The organism is Acinetobacter sp. CY05, from assembly GCF_059515805.1.
Genome location: NZ_JCAKMW010000007.1, coordinates 1 through 16716 on the forward strand (window position 1 = coordinate 1; position 16716 = coordinate 16716).

Annotated in this window: 12 protein-coding genes and 1 pseudogene; 7 read left to right on the forward strand and 6 right to left on the reverse strand. The window is 43.0% G+C overall.

The genetic code is table 11. The features are described from left to right. Window positions 1–8: 8 nt before the first annotated feature. A protein-coding gene (locus AC5YCD_RS07545; RefSeq protein WP_496129453.1) for an IS3 family transposase occupies window positions 9–1192 on the reverse strand; the annotation gives its coding sequence in 2 pieces (ribosomal slippage) (window positions 9–916 and window positions 916–1192; 1185 coding nt in all). Window positions 1193–1480: 288 nt separating this feature from the next. On the opposite strand from AC5YCD_RS07545, the gene mtlD reads away from it, so the two are divergent. Beyond that, a complete protein-coding gene (mtlD, locus tag AC5YCD_RS07550; protein ID WP_496129454.1) occupies window positions 1481–3607 on the forward strand; it encodes a bifunctional mannitol-1-phosphate dehydrogenase/phosphatase in 2127 nt (708 codons plus the stop codon). Window positions 3608–3643: 36 nt separating this feature from the next. On the opposite strand, the gene AC5YCD_RS07555 is transcribed toward mtlD, so the two are convergent. From AC5YCD_RS07555 to AC5YCD_RS07575, 5 genes are all read right to left on the reverse strand, one after another. Further along, window positions 3644–4507: an ABC transporter ATP-binding protein gene (locus AC5YCD_RS07555; protein ID WP_496129455.1), complete on the reverse strand. Its 864-nt coding sequence runs from the start codon at window positions 4505–4507 to the stop codon at window positions 3644–3646. Window position 4508: 1 nt separating this feature from the next. Continuing rightward, window positions 4509–5453 (reverse strand): ABC transporter permease, encoded by a 945-nt coding sequence (locus AC5YCD_RS07560; RefSeq protein WP_496129456.1) that lies wholly within the window; start codon window positions 5451–5453, stop codon window positions 4509–4511. A gap of 107 nt (window positions 5454–5560) precedes the next feature. Next, entirely contained in the window at window positions 5561–6112 is a 552-nt protein-coding gene (locus AC5YCD_RS07565) for a lipocalin family protein (RefSeq protein WP_496129457.1), read from the reverse strand. 181 nt (window positions 6113–6293) lie between these two features. After that, window positions 6294–6905, reverse strand: a complete 612-nt coding sequence (locus AC5YCD_RS07570; RefSeq protein WP_496129458.1) for a MarC family protein — start codon at window positions 6903–6905, stop codon at window positions 6294–6296. After that, window positions 6902–8947 (reverse strand): choline transporter, encoded by a 2046-nt coding sequence (locus AC5YCD_RS07575; RefSeq protein ID WP_496129459.1) that lies wholly within the window; start codon window positions 8945–8947, stop codon window positions 6902–6904. Before AC5YCD_RS07575 ends, AC5YCD_RS07570 begins: the two co-directional genes overlap by 4 nt. A gap of 141 nt (window positions 8948–9088) precedes the next feature. Between AC5YCD_RS07575 and betI the strand changes: the two genes are divergently transcribed. The 6 genes and pseudogenes from betI to pgi all read left to right on the forward strand — a co-directional run bounded on the left by betI (window position 9089) and on the right by pgi (window position 16690). Then, window positions 9089–9673, forward strand: a complete 585-nt coding sequence (betI, locus tag AC5YCD_RS07580; RefSeq protein ID WP_496129460.1) for a transcriptional regulator BetI — start codon at window positions 9089–9091, stop codon at window positions 9671–9673. 10 nt (window positions 9674–9683) lie between these two features. Next, window positions 9684–11165 carry a betaine-aldehyde dehydrogenase gene (betB, locus tag AC5YCD_RS07585; protein ID WP_496129461.1) on the forward strand — a complete coding sequence of 494 codons (1482 nt, stop codon included), beginning with the start codon at window positions 9684–9686 and terminating at the stop codon, window positions 11163–11165. Between the two features lie 9 nt (window positions 11166–11174). Continuing rightward, on the forward strand, window positions 11175–12824 hold the full coding sequence (gene betA / locus AC5YCD_RS07590) for a choline dehydrogenase (RefSeq protein ID WP_496129462.1): 1650 nt from the start codon (window positions 11175–11177) through the stop codon (window positions 12822–12824). 108 nt (window positions 12825–12932) lie between these two features. Continuing rightward, window positions 12933–13793 carry a UTP--glucose-1-phosphate uridylyltransferase gene (locus AC5YCD_RS07595; protein WP_496129463.1) on the forward strand — a complete coding sequence of 287 codons (861 nt, stop codon included), beginning with the start codon at window positions 12933–12935 and terminating at the stop codon, window positions 13791–13793. Window positions 13794–13958: 165 nt separating this feature from the next. Continuing rightward, window positions 13959–15062: pseudogene (locus AC5YCD_RS07600) on the forward strand (UDP binding domain-containing protein); the annotation flags it as partial. Further along, on the forward strand, window positions 15059–16690 hold the full coding sequence (gene pgi, locus AC5YCD_RS07605; protein WP_496129464.1) for a glucose-6-phosphate isomerase: 1632 nt from the start codon (window positions 15059–15061) through the stop codon (window positions 16688–16690). The pseudogene AC5YCD_RS07600 and the gene pgi, both read left to right, overlap by 4 nt. The last annotated feature ends 26 nt before the right edge of the window (window positions 16691–16716 follow it).

Below are 16716 nucleotides of genomic sequence, written 5' to 3' on the forward strand. Positions count from 1 at the left end.
TGTAGTGGTCAACAAATATTGGACACAGTTTTAAGTTCATTTTCAGCCTGACAAGGACTGATACCATCGTTAAATCGATGAGGTCGTATCTGATTGTAGTATTCCATCAGATACAGACCAACATCTAGCTTCGCTTCTTCAATTGAGCTGTATCCCAATTTGGGAATCCACTCAGTCTTGAGACTTCTAAAAAGCCTTTCTGTTGGGGCATTGTCCCAACAGTTTCCTTTACGACTCATACTTTGTTGCATGGCGTAGCACGCCAACCTATGCCGAACTAAAAGGCTTTTATATTGGCTGCCTTGATCAGAATGGAAGATCACGCCACTCGGTTTACCTCGCCGATGCCATGCTTCATCTAATGCCTTAATGACTAAATGTTGGTCTGCTTGGGACGACATAGACCAACCAATCACTCGACGAGCATACAGATCAAGAACAACTGCAAGATAAGCCCATGTTTTACCTGTCCAAATATAGGTAATGTCACTGCTCCACACATGATTAGGCTGAACAGGTTTAAATTGCCTGTTTAATATATTTGGAACAGCAGGGACTTCAGCTACGTTGCTTTGATATTTGTACTTCTTACGTTGTTTGGAAACAAGACCTGATTCACGCATTAACTTACGTACCAGATAGCGTCCAATCTTAATGCCCTGATTCAACAACATAAATCGAATTCCCCGACTACCAAGAGAGTGACGACTTTGCTTAAATAGACTTTTAATCATCACTTTAAGCTTGATACGATCTGGATGAGGAGTTTTACTTGTTGAACGGTAATGGTAATAGCTTGAACGCAGTACACCAAAGGCACGACAGATTAATTTAACAGAGCTTAGCTTTCTTAATTGATCAATCAACGCATATGTTTGAATTCGTCTGACATTAAGAGAGCTGTAGCCTTTTTTAGGATCATCTTCTCCTGCTCGAGTTGATGGATACGAGCTTTAAGTTGTTGTATTTCCCTTTGCTCAGCTGTTAGAGCAGGCATTGTTGGAGATTGTCCTGTTCGTTCAAATTGAAGTTGATCAACCCAACGTTTTAATGCTGTCTGCCCAACATCTAAAGCACGACAGGCCTGTAAAATTGAATAGCCTTGATCAAGTACAAGGCTTGCTGCTTCTAATTTGAATTCTGGAGTAAATGTTCGTCTTGTTCTCATTGAGCACCTCTTTGGTGAATACATTATCACCTAAATTGGTGTCCAACTTTATTAAACCACTACAAACTAGGCTTATCCATGATTCAGGTTATATTAGCCCAACTCATAATCAGCCTTTATAAAATTCATTTCAATAAATTTACACACGAGTTACATGAAGTTTCTTAATCTTACAAAAATGAGTCATATGCAAGCCCGTTTGATTAAAAAATAATCTCAAGTATTACATTTTTTAAATTTCCTATATTTATTGATCTGATTTTCCTATGGTGTTGAGCAAACCTTGAACGCTTATGGAGAACAAATACACAGATGCTAGACTTTAAAACACATGTTATACACGGCGCAATTTTCGATATGGACGGTACGATGTTCGATACTGAACGTCTACGTTTCAATACTTTACAACAAGCATCAAAAGAACTGATTGGGGTAGAATTTTCGCATGATTATCTTATGCAATGTTTAGGCTTAAGTGCCAAAAGCGCAGAGCAGCTCGCTCAACAACAATATGGAACCGATATTCCCTACGCATTGATTCGTAAACGTGCTGATGAGTTAGAACTAGAGCATGTGCGACAATATGGCGTTCCTGTGAAGCCCGGCTTAGTACAGGTACTTGAACGCCTACGCAAATCTGGCTTAAAGATGGCTGTTGCGACTTCAAGTCGCCGTGCGATTGCAGAAGAATATTTAATTAATGCCAATGTCTATAAATTTTTTGATGTTTTGGTTTGTGGTGATGAAGTACAACGGGGCAAGCCACATCCAGAAATCTTTCTCAATGCGGCTCAGAAGATTAATCTCAGTCCAAAACAGTGTTTAATGTTTGAAGACTCGGATAATGGCTTAAAATCTGCGTATGAAGCGGGTGGCATTACCATCTTGTTTCAAGATATAAAAGTACCAAGCGCTGATATGTTAGATCGAGCTGATTACTTTTACCTTGATGTCCTCAGCTACTTACAGGATCTAGATCGCTGTGTACCCATTTTACCGATGCCCGAATTACATACGCCGTTTCCACAAACTTTAAATCAACATCAAGTGGCTATTCATGGCTTTGGTGCCATTGGTGGGGGATATTTAGCGCAAGTGTTATCCCACTGGGATGGCTATACACGTCCACAAAAAATTTATGCCTCTACCCGTAATCGACTGTATCAATCTACAGTCAATGCCTTTGGCAGCTACTGCATCCGTTATGGACAGCATTCATATGATGAGCGAATTGATCATATTCAGATTGTCGATGCCCATGATCAGTCACAAATGCATGAGATGTATATTCAGTCTAGCTTAGTGGCGATTTGTTTGCCTGAAGCTGCACTGTTAGAAGACATGCCGACCATTGCAAGTGCACTGTATGCGCGTTTTAAACACTATGGCGACCAAGAACAGGGACTGACCTTGTTACTGATTTTAAATAAAGTGGGTGCCAAAACCTTATTTGAACAGGCCTTAAAACACGCCTTGCTTGAACTTACCAATCCGCAAATTGCAGCAGATATTTTAAAACGCCATTTTATCTGCGATACAGTCGTCAACCGCATGGTATCTAAGCTCTCCGAGCAAAAACTCTATCGCCAGCTTCGTATTAAATACAACATTTTTAAGCAACAGCAAGCGGAAGAGGAAAATATCCAAGTTGATTTAGATGATGCAACCGCCTTAAGTCGTGAGCAAGAACATCAAGCCGGACTCTATGTGGCTGATCTACAAAAAAACTTTCAGCCCAGCCATAGTTTGCAGCATATCGATCTCATTTTGTTCCAAGCAGAAACAGATATGCCACTGTATGTGGAAAATAACAGTCCACTCTTGAAAAAAATGCGCCAAATGCATTTGGTGGATGATATCCATCAAATTCAACTTATTAAAAACCGCCTATGGAACGGTGTACATGCCATGTTGGCTTGGTATGCCATGCTGCGAGGCCATCAAAATATTGGGGTGGCCTTAGCAGATGATCAAGTGAAACGCTTTATGCTGCAATTGCTGGCACAGGTACAACAAGGCTTAAGGCAGGCGCTTCCACAGCATAGTCATGAGTTAACTCGCTTAAGCCAAAGCTTTATGGATTCATGTTCACATGCCTATCAAGACCCATGTTTACGTGTTGGACGTGACCCTTTACGAAAGCTCACTGCCAATGAGCGTGTCTTAGGCTCTATTGCCTGTCAATTGCGTTACGGCTTAGCCTATGATGTACTGCTAAAAGGCGCTGTGCTCGGTTACGTCTATGCGATTGAGCAGGGCGAATGTGACTATGTTGAAGCCTTGCTACACTTGCAAATGCAAGTCAAACAACTTGTGCCACAGCAGCAAGCCTATAGCCGCTTATATGATGTCATCGCAGAGCATATTGAAGCTTTAATTCAACAGGACATGAGTATTCAGCAATTTATGCAACATGATTTTCAGCGCCAACTGATTTAAACACAAGCGGCTTATCTTCAAGATAAGCCGCTTTTTCTATTTAACGCTGACTTGAGTCATGCGTGGAATTTTTGGCAAATCTGCCAATGCTGGATCAAGCTCATCATCATTGACATGAACCAGCGCATCGACACGTTGTCTTAGGGCTTTAAACTCAGCGCTTTGCATCACTTCAATATCACGTGGGCGCGGCAAATCGACCTCAATAATTTCTTTGATCTCACCAGGATTGGCTTTTAAAGCCACAATGCGATCGGCCAGTAAAATGGCTTCATCCATGTCATGGGTGACAAAAATAATCGTAATATCAATATTGGCCCATAAATCCATTAAGTGCTTTTGCATTTTTTGTCGAGTATGCGGATCAAGTGCGCCAAAAGGTTCATCCATAAGTAAAACTTTGGGTTCATTGACTAAGGCACGGGCAATGGCAACACGTTGTTTCATCCCGCCTGACAATTGATGCGGATACTGATCTTCATATTTTTCTAGACCAATGATATTGATCCATTCTCTGGCATGTGCTTCTGCCAATGAATGACTTTCGCCTTTCATCAATGGCCCAAACATCACGTTTTCTTTGACGGTTTTCCAAGGAAAAAGGGTATAACCTTGAAACACCATGCCACGTTCAGGGCTTGGACCTGTCACTAAAGCATCGTTTACCCGTAATTCGCCAGAAGTGTAAGGGTCTAGACCTGCGATCACTCGGCTTAAGGTTGATTTACCACAACCTGATGGCCCAATGACACAAATAAACTCACGCTTATAAATTTTAAGATCGATTTGATTTAAAACGGTGCGCTCTGTTTTCGCTTGCTGAAATACTTGGCTAAGTTGTTTCGCTTCTAGGATCACAGGGCGCTGTTTAAGATTTTGAAAGTATGCGGCATGCATCATATTATTTTACTCCTGCTTTCCATTGAAAAAGACGTTGTCCGAGTTTCATTAGAACCACATCACAGATCAGACCAATGATGCCAATAATTAAAATTGCAGCAAATACGTTGTCGAAATTTTGGTAGCGGGCTTGTTGGGTAATAAACCAGGTAATCCCTGAGGTGCTTCCAATCAACTCTGCCACAATTAAGTAAGTCCATGCCCAGCCCAGTAATACCCTTAGATCTCGGTAAATATCAGGCAAGGCAGCAGGAATCACCACATGAAATAAGCTTTTGATTTTATTGGTGCCTAAGGTAAAACCCGCCTCGATGAGACTTTTATCGACGGCTTTGGTGGTGTTGGCAATAATTAGGATTTGTTGAAACAAAGTACCCACCACAATAATGGCGATCTTGGGTGCATCATTAATGCCCAAAATCGCGACGGCAAGTGCGCCAAAGGCAGGGGCTGGCAAATAACGAAAGAATTCAACAAAAGGTTCTGTCAGTTGTGACAAGGTTTTAGAAAAACCACACAAAATCCCTAAAGGAATACCAATCAGAGATGAAATCAAAAAGGCACTAAACACCAGTTGAATACTGTGCCATAAACTCTCATGAAACCATGGCGCATTGTCTTGCGCTGGAGCAGTGGTAAATGCGGTGACTAACGCTCGTGCAACCTCATGCGGTGCAGGCAGATAAATCGGATTGCTGAGTAGACCTTGAGGTGGCTCCAAGCCTTGATCCACGGCAATTTGTGCTTGCTGATAGAACTCTGCCCGATCTACACGGCTGTCGACTTGTAAAAAAGCACTACTACCTGCATCAGTAATGTGCACTTGAGGATGCCAAAACATAGGTAGATAGCTAATGGCACACCACATCAAAATTGGAATCAAAAAGGAGCCAAATCCAAAGAATATTTTCTTTTTTTGGCTGAGTTCTCTTGCAACATAACCCATAGCTTTGCCTTTTAGTCATACTTTTTTTAAAAAACGTAATACTAATAAGCAAAATGAATGCCATAAAAAAAAGCAGCCTAAAGGGCTGCTTGTTCAATCTTAAAGCCTTATTTGGCTTTATAAGGTGTATAAATCACATCACTAAGATCATAACCCATCGATTGCGCATAGTTTAAGTACTCTTGTACCACTGCTTTGTTTGGCTCTGGATCACGAGATAAGACCCATAAATATTTTTTCTTTGGCTCACCCACTAAAACAGTTTGATAGTCTTGGTCAATTTTTAACACCCAATAATCACCACGGGCAATCGGAATCCAACGAATCGCTTTGGGTAAGAAGCTGACTTTGAGTTTTGAGTTTGCAGGGGCATTTTGCACATAAGCTTCGGCTGTTGATTGTTTCATGCTGCCATCTGCTTTATAGCAGCGGTTATCTACATTGACGTTACCTTTGCTATTTAAACTGTAGTTGGCCGTCACGTTGTACGCACAGTCCTTTTGGAAAGTTAAAGGCTTACGTGCCACTTCATGCCATTGACCTAAATATTGATTTAAATCCAATTGATCTACGGCTTTGACTGACTCATTGGCTAAAGCTGGAGTAATCATACTTGCAGCAAGGAATGCACCAACAGTTATTTTTTTCAATTGCTTCATGTATTTATCCAAGTGGGTTGTTATTTGGCTATCATGCTGAATTTCATCTTTAATTGCATAGGGTAAATCACTTACATTTGTATACTTATTGTTCCAAAAACAGCTTAAGTGTTTTATTTTTAAAACTTATTTTTTTATATATCTATTAATAAAATACTGCAAAATGCACATAATTGGATATCTAGCCCTGCCAAATACCTAAAATGCCGGTCACAATCATATCAATGGCAATGGTACCAATGAGTAGGGCGGCCAGTCGCCCGACAATATCCACATACAAATCGATATAGCTGGAATAACGGGTTTTGAGATGATCATGTGCATATTTCATTAAGATTAACAAACTACAACTGAGCAAAAGTGTCGAAGCAATCACAGCTACGGTATGTGCAAATGGCAACTGCACACCCGTAATAACAGCAGCACTGATGGTTCCTGGACCAATCATAAACGGCATGGCAATGGTGCCAGCCAAATGCTGTGGCGCACCGCGCATGACGCCAATGGTATCCGCCCCCTCAAATACATAGCGATAACCAATCACTAAGAAAATAAGCCCACCAAAGATTTGAAACGATTCAAAACGAACATGCAGGACATCATTAAAAAAAGCTTCTCCGGTTTTTGCAAAAATTGTGAAAACAATCAGACTAATCAGACTGCCTTGGATCAACGCTTTGCTAAAGGTCGATGCATCGGTGTGGCGGATAATGCCGAGCATATAAATGCTCATTAAAAATGGGTTGAGTAAGGAAAAAAACAGCGCAAAACTATGTAACCACGGACTGGTCATGTATGTTCTCCTTCATGTTCAGGAAAGAGCGGGCGTGTTCCGGGACTACTACGATTGATATGAAGAAAGTTTAGATGACGCTCATATTTATCCAAGATATCGTTAATCACCTGTTCTTGACTGTAACCCACCAGATCATTGCCTTGAGAGCCTTCAAATAAATAGCTTTCTAAACGATAGTAATATTTTTCAGTGCGCTTACCACGTTGACTAAAACTTGGTGCGATATAGCGTACCGGCCAAATTTGATAAACGAAGTTTTCTTCTGCCTCTAAGGCAATCTGAATATCAAGATGATATAGCTCAGGTTCATCTTCTAGTGCGGTTTGAGCAAGCTGTACGCTGATACCACGTAATTCGAGTTCGTCTGCAACCGCACGCATGGCCGGTTGGCAAACACGATCTAACATTCCACGGGTTTGGCTGGCATTTGGATGTTGCATCACGCGCGTTAAGCGTCTTCGCCAATTGGAAATATCCACATTACCGACCACAGGTGCGGCACTGGCATAGGTACTGGCTTGTCGAAAATCCTCTAAACGCAAAGACTTAAATAACCCTGCTGCTACAAAGAAAATCACAAAGCTAAAAGGTAAGCCCATAATGATGGTGGCATTTTGCAGTGCTGTAATACCATTGGTCATCAACATGGCCAAGGTGAGTAAACCAATGGTAATGGCCCAAAATACACTTAGCCATCGTGGTGAATCATGATTAATATTACTAAATTTAGTGGTGAAATTACCTAGCACCAGCGCGCCGGAGTCCGCTGAAGTGACATAAAAGAGTAGACCTGTAATGGTCGCAACGCCGGCAATAAAACTAAAAAATGGGTATTGTGCCAGTAGGTCGTAGAACCCATGGGCAGGATTAGATAAAACCGTTTCAGCGAGTTGTTGATTGCCTTCAAAAATGACATTGTACAATGCACTATTACCAAAAATAGATAACCAAGTGAGGGTAAATAACAATGGAATAATGAGAGTACCGGCCACAAACTCACGAATGGTACGACCGCGTGAGATGCGGGCTAAAAATAAGCCTACAAAAGGCGACCATGCAATCCACCATGCCCAGAAAAACAGTGTCCAACTGTTCATCCACTCCTTAGGTTGCTCAAAAGGAAAGCTGGTCAAAGACAGTTTGGGGAATTGACTCAAATAGTCACCAAAGTTTTGAATCAATGCAGCCAACAAAAACTCGGTATTGCCTAACAATAAAATAAACAGCAATAAACCCACGGAAACATAAATATTAATTTCCGAGAGAATCCGTAAACCTTTATTGACCCCTGTCACGACAGAAATAATGGTAATAATCACCGCAAGTGCGATCAATGCAGTTTGCATCCAAAGATTTTCAGGTAAGTCAAACAGCACATGCAGACCGTAATTCAGCTGTACCACCCCAATACCACAGGTGGTGGCAATACCAAAAATAGTGCCTAGCACGGCTGCGGTATCGACCGTATGACCAATCGGACCATGAATGCGTTTACCAAAAATGGGATACAGCGCTGAGCGAATGGTTAAAGGTAGGTTATAACGATAACTAAAGTAACCGAGCGCGACGCCCACTAAGGCATACATACTCCAGCCAGTAATGCCATAATGAAACAAAGTCCACACTAAACTTTGCCGTGCTGCTTCATAGGTTTCACCGCTGCCCACAGGTGGATTCATATAATGTGATAAAGGCTCCGCCACGGAGAAGAACATCAGGTCAATACCAATGCCGGCTGAAAACAGCATGGCGGACCAACTGAGTAGGCTAAATTCAGGTTTAGAGTGCTTAGGGCCAAGTTTAATTTCGCCATAACGAGAGCAGGCAATAAACACCACAAAGACAAAATACAGCGCTGCAGCCAAGAGGTAATACCAACTGAAGGTGCGGCTGACCCAATTCAAGGCATGCAAAATGCCTTGATTAACAGGTTTATTAAAAAAAATAGTAATGATAGAAAAACATAAAATCAAAAAAGCCGAACAAAAAAAGACCACTTTATTGAGTTGATCACGATTTTCAGGTTGTTTGTTGTCCATCACGCGTTAAATCGCACCTTTATTATTTACAAATTCACAGCAATTTAGAATTGCTCCTGTCCATAGCTTAAGACTATGATCTTTTTTAATTGAACGTTCAATTAACAAAAAGTTTTTAAATGTAAGTGTAAAGGAAACGCCATGCCTAAGGTGGGAATGCAGCCGATCCGTCGCCAACAGCTCATTGAGGCGACCTTAAGTGCAGTGAATGAGCTTGGCTTTCATGATGCAAGTATCGTGCAAATTGCACGGCGGGCAGGGGTATCAAGCGGCATTATTAGTCATTATTTTAAAGATAAGCATGGTCTGATTGAGGCAACCATGCGCTATTTACTCAAACAGCTCAGTCAAGATGTGGCACTGTGTTTAGCCCAAGCCAAACCGACCGCAGAGGCACGCTTATATGCCATTGTGGCCGGTAATTTTTCCCAATCGCAAGTGGAGCATGCAGCTATGAAAACATGGCTGGCTTTTTGGGCCAACAGCTTACATCACCCTGACTTACAGCGTTTACAGCGCATTAATCATGATCGTTTACATTCTAATTTAAAACATGAATTTGCCAAACAACTCACACCACAAGCTGCCGATCATGCTGCACGTGGACTTGCCGCGTTAATTGATGGTTTTTGGTTACGCGGTGCTTTATGTCCCCATGCATTTGATCCCGATTTAACCTTACACCTTTGTCACGACTACATCCAACAACAGCTTAAACAGATTTAAGGAAGCCTTCATGCCAAAATTTGCCGAACAATATCCGTATATTAACGGTCAATATGATCAAAAAGCGGGCCGTAAAAGTTTTGAAAGTATTAATCCAAGTAATGGTGAAGTTCTTGCTGTGCTGTATGCATGTGACCAGCAGGATATTGATCACGCTGTCAAAGCCGCACAAGCCGCACAACGTGATTGGGCCAAGCGCCCAGCCATTGAACGTGCCCGCATTTTGCGTAAAGCAGTTGATTTACTCCGTGCTCGTAATGATGAATTGGCCGTACTTGAAAGTTTAGACTCGGGCAAAGCCTTCAGCGAAACCTCTACGGTTGATGTGGTCACGGGTGCAGATGTCCTTGAATACTATGCCGGGCTTGCACCTGCGTTAGAAGGCCAGCAAATTCCGCTGCGTGATAGTTCGTTTGCTTATACCCGTCGTGAACCCTTGGGCGTGGTGGCGGGCATTGGCGCATGGAATTACCCAATCCAAATTGCATTATGGAAATCTGCACCTGCACTTGCTGCGGGCAATGCCATGGTGTTTAAGCCGAGTGAAAATACATCATTAACGGCACTCAAACTTGCTGAGCTGTATGTTGAAGCAGGTTTACCCGCTGGCTTATTCAACGTGGTGCTGGGCGGTGGCGAAGTTGGGGATGCGCTCAGCCGCCATCCTGAGATTGCTAAAATTTCATTTACTGGTGGTATTGTGACCGGTAAAAAAGTCATGTCGAGTGCAGCTGAATCGAGCCTTAAAGAAATCACCATGGAATTGGGTGGTAAATCACCTTTGATTATTTGTGAAGATGCCGATTTAGATCTGGCCGCTGATATTGCCATGATGGCCAATTTCTTTAGTTCTGGCCAAGTATGTACCAACGGTACCCGTGTCTTTATTCCTAAAGCCTTGCAAAGTGCCTTTGAAGAAAAACTCTTACAGCGAATCCCCTATATCAAAATTGGTGATCCATTAGCAGCAGGAGTTAACTTCGGTCCACTGGCCAGTTTCCCGCATATGCAAAAAGTGCTTGATTATATCGAGCAAGGCAAAGCCGCAGGTGCACGTGTGGTGACAGGCGGCCAGCGCTATCAAGAAGGCGCATGTGCAAAAGGTGCTTTTGTTGCACCCACCATTTTTAGTGATTGTCATGATGACATGTCAATTGTAAAAGACGAAATTTTTGGTCCTGTGATGTCTATTTTGACCTATGAAACTGAAGAAGAAGTCATTCGCCGTGCCAACACGACCACTTATGGTTTAGCAGCAGGCGTAGTTTCTCCAAATTTAGCCCGTGCCCATCGTATCATTCATCAAATTGAAGCCGGTATTTGTTGGATTAATACTTGGGGGGAATCACCCGCAGAAATGCCTGTTGGAGGATACAAGCACTCTGGCGTGGGTCGTGAAAATGGCCTCACCACCTTATTGGCTTACACACAATTAAAAGCCGTGCAAGTTGAGTTAGCCCCCTTTCAATCGATCTTTCGTGCCCAGGACTAAGGCGGTGTAATGCAATATTTTGATTATATTATTATTGGAGCAGGCTCAGCGGGCAACGTCTTGGCTGCCCGCCTGACTGAAGACCCTCAAGTTCAAGTGCTGTTATTAGAAGCTGGCGGACCTGATTACCGCTTAGATTTTCGCACCCAAATGCCAGCCGCTTTGGCCTATCCCTTGCAAGGTAAACGCTATAATTGGGCCTATTTAACCGACCCTGAGCCTTATATGAACGGGCGTCGTATGGAATGTGGACGCGGCAAAGGTTTAGGTGGTTCATCACTGATTAATGGCATGTGCTACATTCGCGGCAATGCCATGGATTTAGAACAATGGGCCAGTTTAAAAGGCTTAGCGCATTGGCATTATCGTGCCTGCCTGCCTTATTATAAAAAAGCTGAGAGCCGTGACATTGGTGGCAATGACTACCACGGAGATTCAGGGCCAGTCTGTGTAGCAACGCCTAAAAACAACAATAACCCCTTATTTCACGCCATGGTAGAGGCTGGGGTACAAGCCGGTTATCCACGCACCGATGACTTAAATGGCTACCAACAAGAAGGCTTTGGCCCTATGGATCGTACTGTGACGCCACAGGGGCGCCGTTCGAGTACTGCTCGCGGTTACTTAGATTTAGCCAAAACGCGTGACAATTTAACCATTGTGACGCATGCCATGACCAACCGTATTTTATTTTCGGGTAAAACGGCGATTGGTGTAGAGTATATTCAAGGTCAAAATACCCAAGCCCCTATACAAGTTTTTGCTGATCGTGAAGTTTTACTCTGCGCAGGCGCGATTGCATCACCGCAAATTTTGCAACGCTCAGGCGTAGGGGCAGCCCATGTGCTAAAAGAACACCATATTGATGTGGTGCAGGATTTACCTGGTGTTGGGGAAAACTTACAAGATCACTTAGAGATGTATTTACAGTATCGTTGTAAGCAACCTGTGAGTTTGTATCCTGCATTGAAATGGTATAACCAACCTAAAATTGGTGCAGAATGGTTATTTTTAGGTACAGGGATTGGCGCCAGCAATCAATTTGAAGCAGGGGGCTTTATTTGCTCATCTGATGAGTTTACTTGGCCAAATATTCAGTATCACTTTTTACCTGTGGCGATTAACTATAATGGCAGCAATGCCATTCATGAACATGGTTTCCAAGCCCATGTGGGATCTATGCGTTCACCCTCACGAGGCCGCATCCGTTTAAACTCCAAAGATCCGTTTGCACATCCGAGTATCTTGTTTAATTACATGAGTCACGAGCAAGATTGGCGTGAATTTCGTGATGCCATTCGCATTACCCGCGAGATCATGCAGCAACCAGCCCTTGATGAGTATCGTGGCGAAGAAATTAGCCCAAGCCGTCATGCCCACAGCGATGATGAACTCGATGCATTTGTACGTCAGCATGCTGAAACGGCTTATCATCCATGTGGCAGCTGTAAAATGGGGGAGGATGATCTCGCTGTGGTTGATGGCTTTGGCCGTGTGCATGGGGTGGCGCAATTACGGGTGATTGATGCATCGATCATGCCGCTGATTATTACGGGTAACTTAAATGCAACCACGATTATGATGGCAGAAAAATTAGCTGATCACATTCGGGGCAAAGCGCCTTTAAATGATGCACAGGTCGACTTCTATCACCGTTAAATCGTTATTTTTATTGTTTTTCCTGCTACTTTTTGTAAGTGATGCATGAACTTTCAACATTTCATATTATGGTTGAAAGCACCTATAACAATGACGCTAATTTTAACAATGATAAAAAAAGCTGTATTACCGGTTGCAGGTTTTGGAACTCGCTTCCTGCCTGCAAGTAAAGCCATTCCCAAGGAGATGGTAACCATTGTTGATCGTCCTGCCATCGACTATGTGGTGCAAGAGGCCATCGCTGCAGGAATTGAGCATATTATTCTTGTCACCCATGCCAGTAAGGGGGCGATTGAAAATTACTTTGATCGCCATGCTGAGCTTGAGCAATTACTCACCCAAAAAAACAAGCCAGAATTGCGCGAACGTTTACAGGTCATACCCGAACATATTCACATCACCAGCGTACGCCAAGGCCAAGCCTTAGGTTTAGGTCATGCCATTTACGCAGCACGCCATTTAATCGAACCTGACGAAGCATTTGCCGTTTTGCTCCCCGATGTGCTGATTGCAGGTGATCAGGCTGATTTAAAAGATATGATTCATGCCTATGATCGCCACCATGCAGCGCAAGTGATGGTCGAAACAGTAGATGCCTCTCGTGTCGATCAATATGGCATCGTGGCGCTACAAGGGGACTTAGCGCCAGGGCAAAGTGTTGCCATGCAGGGGATTGTCGAAAAACCAGCGCTTGATCAAGCACCTTCTCAATTGGCCGTGGTCGGGCGATATATTCTGCCCGGTCAGATTATGCAAATCTTAGCAGACACACCTGCTGGACAAGGCGGTGAGATTCAACTCACCGACGCTATTGCACAGCTGGATCATGTAGAAGCGTATTTGATGCAAGGGCAGAGCTTTGATTGTGGTAGTCAATTGGGCTATTTACACGCCGTTCTACATTATGCCCATCACCATCCAACTTTTGGAGCTGCCTTTCGTGAGTTAATCAAACATTATAATAATTAGAGGAACCGTATGAAAGTTGCCGTATTTGGAAAAACGCTCTATGCCGGCGTCATCAGTGCCTTATTAGCAGAATCAGGTCATGAAGTGTATTGGTGTGACCACTTGGCAGAAGATTTTAATCTTGAAGATAACTTTGATGATCCAGTTTTAAAACTCATTATTGTCAAACAAAAACAACAAGGCTTTTTAAACTACTGTTATTTTGAAGATTTAGATTTAGATATTGATGCCTACTGGTTTTGTCTGGGGCCGCATGAACAACAACAATCGCTCTCATTAGCACAGCGTCTCAAACAACGTCCCTTAATTCATCCAAAACTCATGATCAATACCGCAACCTTTGGTCTATATGGCACACAGCGCTTACAACAGATCCTAGAAGATGATGAGTGGGTGTATTTACCTGATAACATTCGTGAAGGGGATGCATTGGGCAGCCTCACCGATGCAGAGCAACTGATTGTGGGGTGTGATTGTGGTCACAGTTTAAATAAATTACAAGAGTTGTTGAGACCGCTTTTTCCACTGCCACAGCAATACGTCTGTATGCCCATTTTAGACGCTGAATTTAGTAAGCTCAGTATTTCAGGCATGCTCGGTTCCAGAATCAGTTTTATTAATGATTTGGCAGCAGTTGCTGAAAAAATTGGCGTAGATATTCATCACGTACGTTCTGCCATGGCTGCCGACCCACGTATTGGTGGGACCTATTTGTTTCCAGGGGTGGGTTTTGGGGGAGAACACTTCTCACATGATATTTTAACGTTGACACGGGCTGTGGCAGATGCTGGCGGTAAAAGCCGCTTACTCGAGCAAGTCTGGGAAATCAATGAAGAACAAAAAGAATTCATGTTTCGTAAACTGTGGCGTTATTTTAATGGCGATTTAAATGGGAAAACTATTGCCATTTGGGGTGCATCCTATAAAGAAAATACCGCAAGCGTACACCAGTCGCCTATTCATCCGATGCTCACCGCCTTATGGTCACAAGGCGCCATAGTGCGTTTACATGATCCTGCAGCATTAGATGCCATTTCTCGGATGTATGGCGAACGGGATGACCTGATTTTATGTGATCAACAATATGATGCCATTATTGGTGCACATGCTTTATGTGTACTCACCCCTTGGCGTCAATACTGGAGTTTAGACTATCGACACTTGCTGAATCGCATGCAGCATCCTTTATTGCTCGACGGACGCAATATCTATCGACCTGAATATGTCAAAAATCAAGGCTTAGCTTATATCGGGGTAGGACGTAAATGACCAGACAAGAACAACAACGTTTAAAACATTTAGCCGATCAAATCCGCCAGCAACATTTGCATGATTTATTTCAACACGATCAACAACGTTTTGAACGTTTATCCCTCCAGCACGAACAAGTCATTTTTGATTTTAGCAAGCAACGCTTAAATGACAATATACTGGATGAACTGATTCAATTCGCTGAAAAAAAACAGCTCAAGCAGTGGATTGATCGTTTATTTTCAGAAGAAAAGATTAACTATACCGAACAGCGTGCTGCCATGCATTGGGCACTGCGTTTGCCTGAGCATGGCACACCACATCAAGACTTAGCGCAAGCAGTGCATGAGCAATTACAACGCATGTTCGCACTGGTGGAACAAATTCATGCAGGGCAATATCGCGGCGTGACCGGAGAAGTGATTCAAGACGTGGTCAATATTGGGGTCGGGGGCTCAGATTTAGGCCCCGTTATGGTCAGTCATGCCTTGTCAGATTTTAAACGCCAGACCGCTAAGGATTTAAATCTACATTTTGTCTCTACCATGGATGGCAGCCAACTCTCTGATATTTTGCATAAATTACGTCCTGAGACGACCTTATTTATTATTTCGTCTAAATCCTTTACCACCATAGATACGCTCTCCAATGCACAAACTGCACGGCTATGGTTAGAGGCAAGTTTGGGAGAGGCTGAACTCTTTTTAAAACATCATTTTGTTGGGGTGTCTACCCGAGCAGATAAAATGACAGCTTGGGGCATCGCGCCTGAAAAACAGTTTTTACTTTGGGACTGGGTAGGGGGGCGTTATTCACTGTGGTCATGTATTGGCTTACCCATCGCCTTATCCATTGGGGTCGGACATTTTAAGCGCTTACTTGCCGGTGCGCATTCCATTGATCAACATTTTCAATTGGCCGATTTACGTCATAACATTCCGGTTCTCATGGCTTTAATTGGGCTTTGGAATATTAATTTCTTACATATTAATACCCATGCTGTACTGCCCTATGACGGTCGTTTAAAATACTTTACCTCCTATTTGCAACAGCTTGAAATGGAGTCCAATGGCAAATCTATACAACGTAATCATCAACCGGTGGAAGTCAACACTTGCCCAATTATTTGGGGTGAAGTCGGACCCAATGCCCAGCATGCGTTTTATCAACTGCTACATCAAGGTACCAGTAACGTCAGTTGTGACTTTATTGCACCTATTCATCGTTATGATGACGAACAATTTGGCCATATTGAAAACGCGGCCTCACTGGTGGAGCAGCACTATTTGGCGTTGTCAAACTGTCTCGCACAATCGCGTTTATTGGCATTTGGCAACCATGCTTTAACAGAACAAAACCTGGCCGATTTACCGCTGTATAAACATTATAGTGGTAATCAACCCAGCAGCACCTTATTGATCAAGTCTTTGGATCCTTATTCATTGGGTATGTTAATTGCACTGTATGAACATAAAGTGTTTGTACAATCGGTGTTATGGAATATTAATCCTTTTGATCAATGGGGAGTAGAAAAGGGCAAAGAAATAGCCAATGAGTTATTGCCTGTGTTAACCCGAGAACATGCTGACTTATCGCATTTAGATGCCTCAACGCGCGGTTTGATACAAACGATTCAAATGTTCTAAAGCAACGCATGGCGAAGGCCATGCGT

Bases quoted from the DNA above. Each gene is read 5' to 3' on its own strand.
- mtlD (WP_496129454.1), top strand. From the start codon at position 1,481: ATGCTAGACTTTAAAACACATGTTATACACGGCGCAATTTTCGATATG.
- AC5YCD_RS07555 (WP_496129455.1), bottom strand. From the start codon at position 4,507: ATGATGCATGCCGCATACTTTCAAAATCTTAAACAGCGCCCTGTGATC.
- AC5YCD_RS07560 (WP_496129456.1), bottom strand. From the start codon at position 5,453: ATGGGTTATGTTGCAAGAGAACTCAGCCAAAAAAAGAAAATATTCTTT.
- AC5YCD_RS07565 (WP_496129457.1), bottom strand. From the start codon at position 6,112: ATGAAGCAATTGAAAAAAATAACTGTTGGTGCATTCCTTGCTGCAAGT.
- AC5YCD_RS07570 (WP_496129458.1), bottom strand. From the start codon at position 6,905: ATGACCAGTCCGTGGTTACATAGTTTTGCGCTGTTTTTTTCCTTACTC.
- AC5YCD_RS07575 (WP_496129459.1), bottom strand. From the start codon at position 8,947: ATGGACAACAAACAACCTGAAAATCGTGATCAACTCAATAAAGTGGTC.
- betI (WP_496129460.1), top strand. From the start codon at position 9,089: ATGCCTAAGGTGGGAATGCAGCCGATCCGTCGCCAACAGCTCATTGAG.
- betB (WP_496129461.1), top strand. From the start codon at position 9,684: ATGCCAAAATTTGCCGAACAATATCCGTATATTAACGGTCAATATGAT.
- betA (WP_496129462.1), top strand. From the start codon at position 11,175: ATGCAATATTTTGATTATATTATTATTGGAGCAGGCTCAGCGGGCAAC.
- AC5YCD_RS07595 (WP_496129463.1), top strand. From the start codon at position 12,933: ATGATAAAAAAAGCTGTATTACCGGTTGCAGGTTTTGGAACTCGCTTC.
- pgi (WP_496129464.1), top strand. From the start codon at position 15,059: ATGACCAGACAAGAACAACAACGTTTAAAACATTTAGCCGATCAAATC.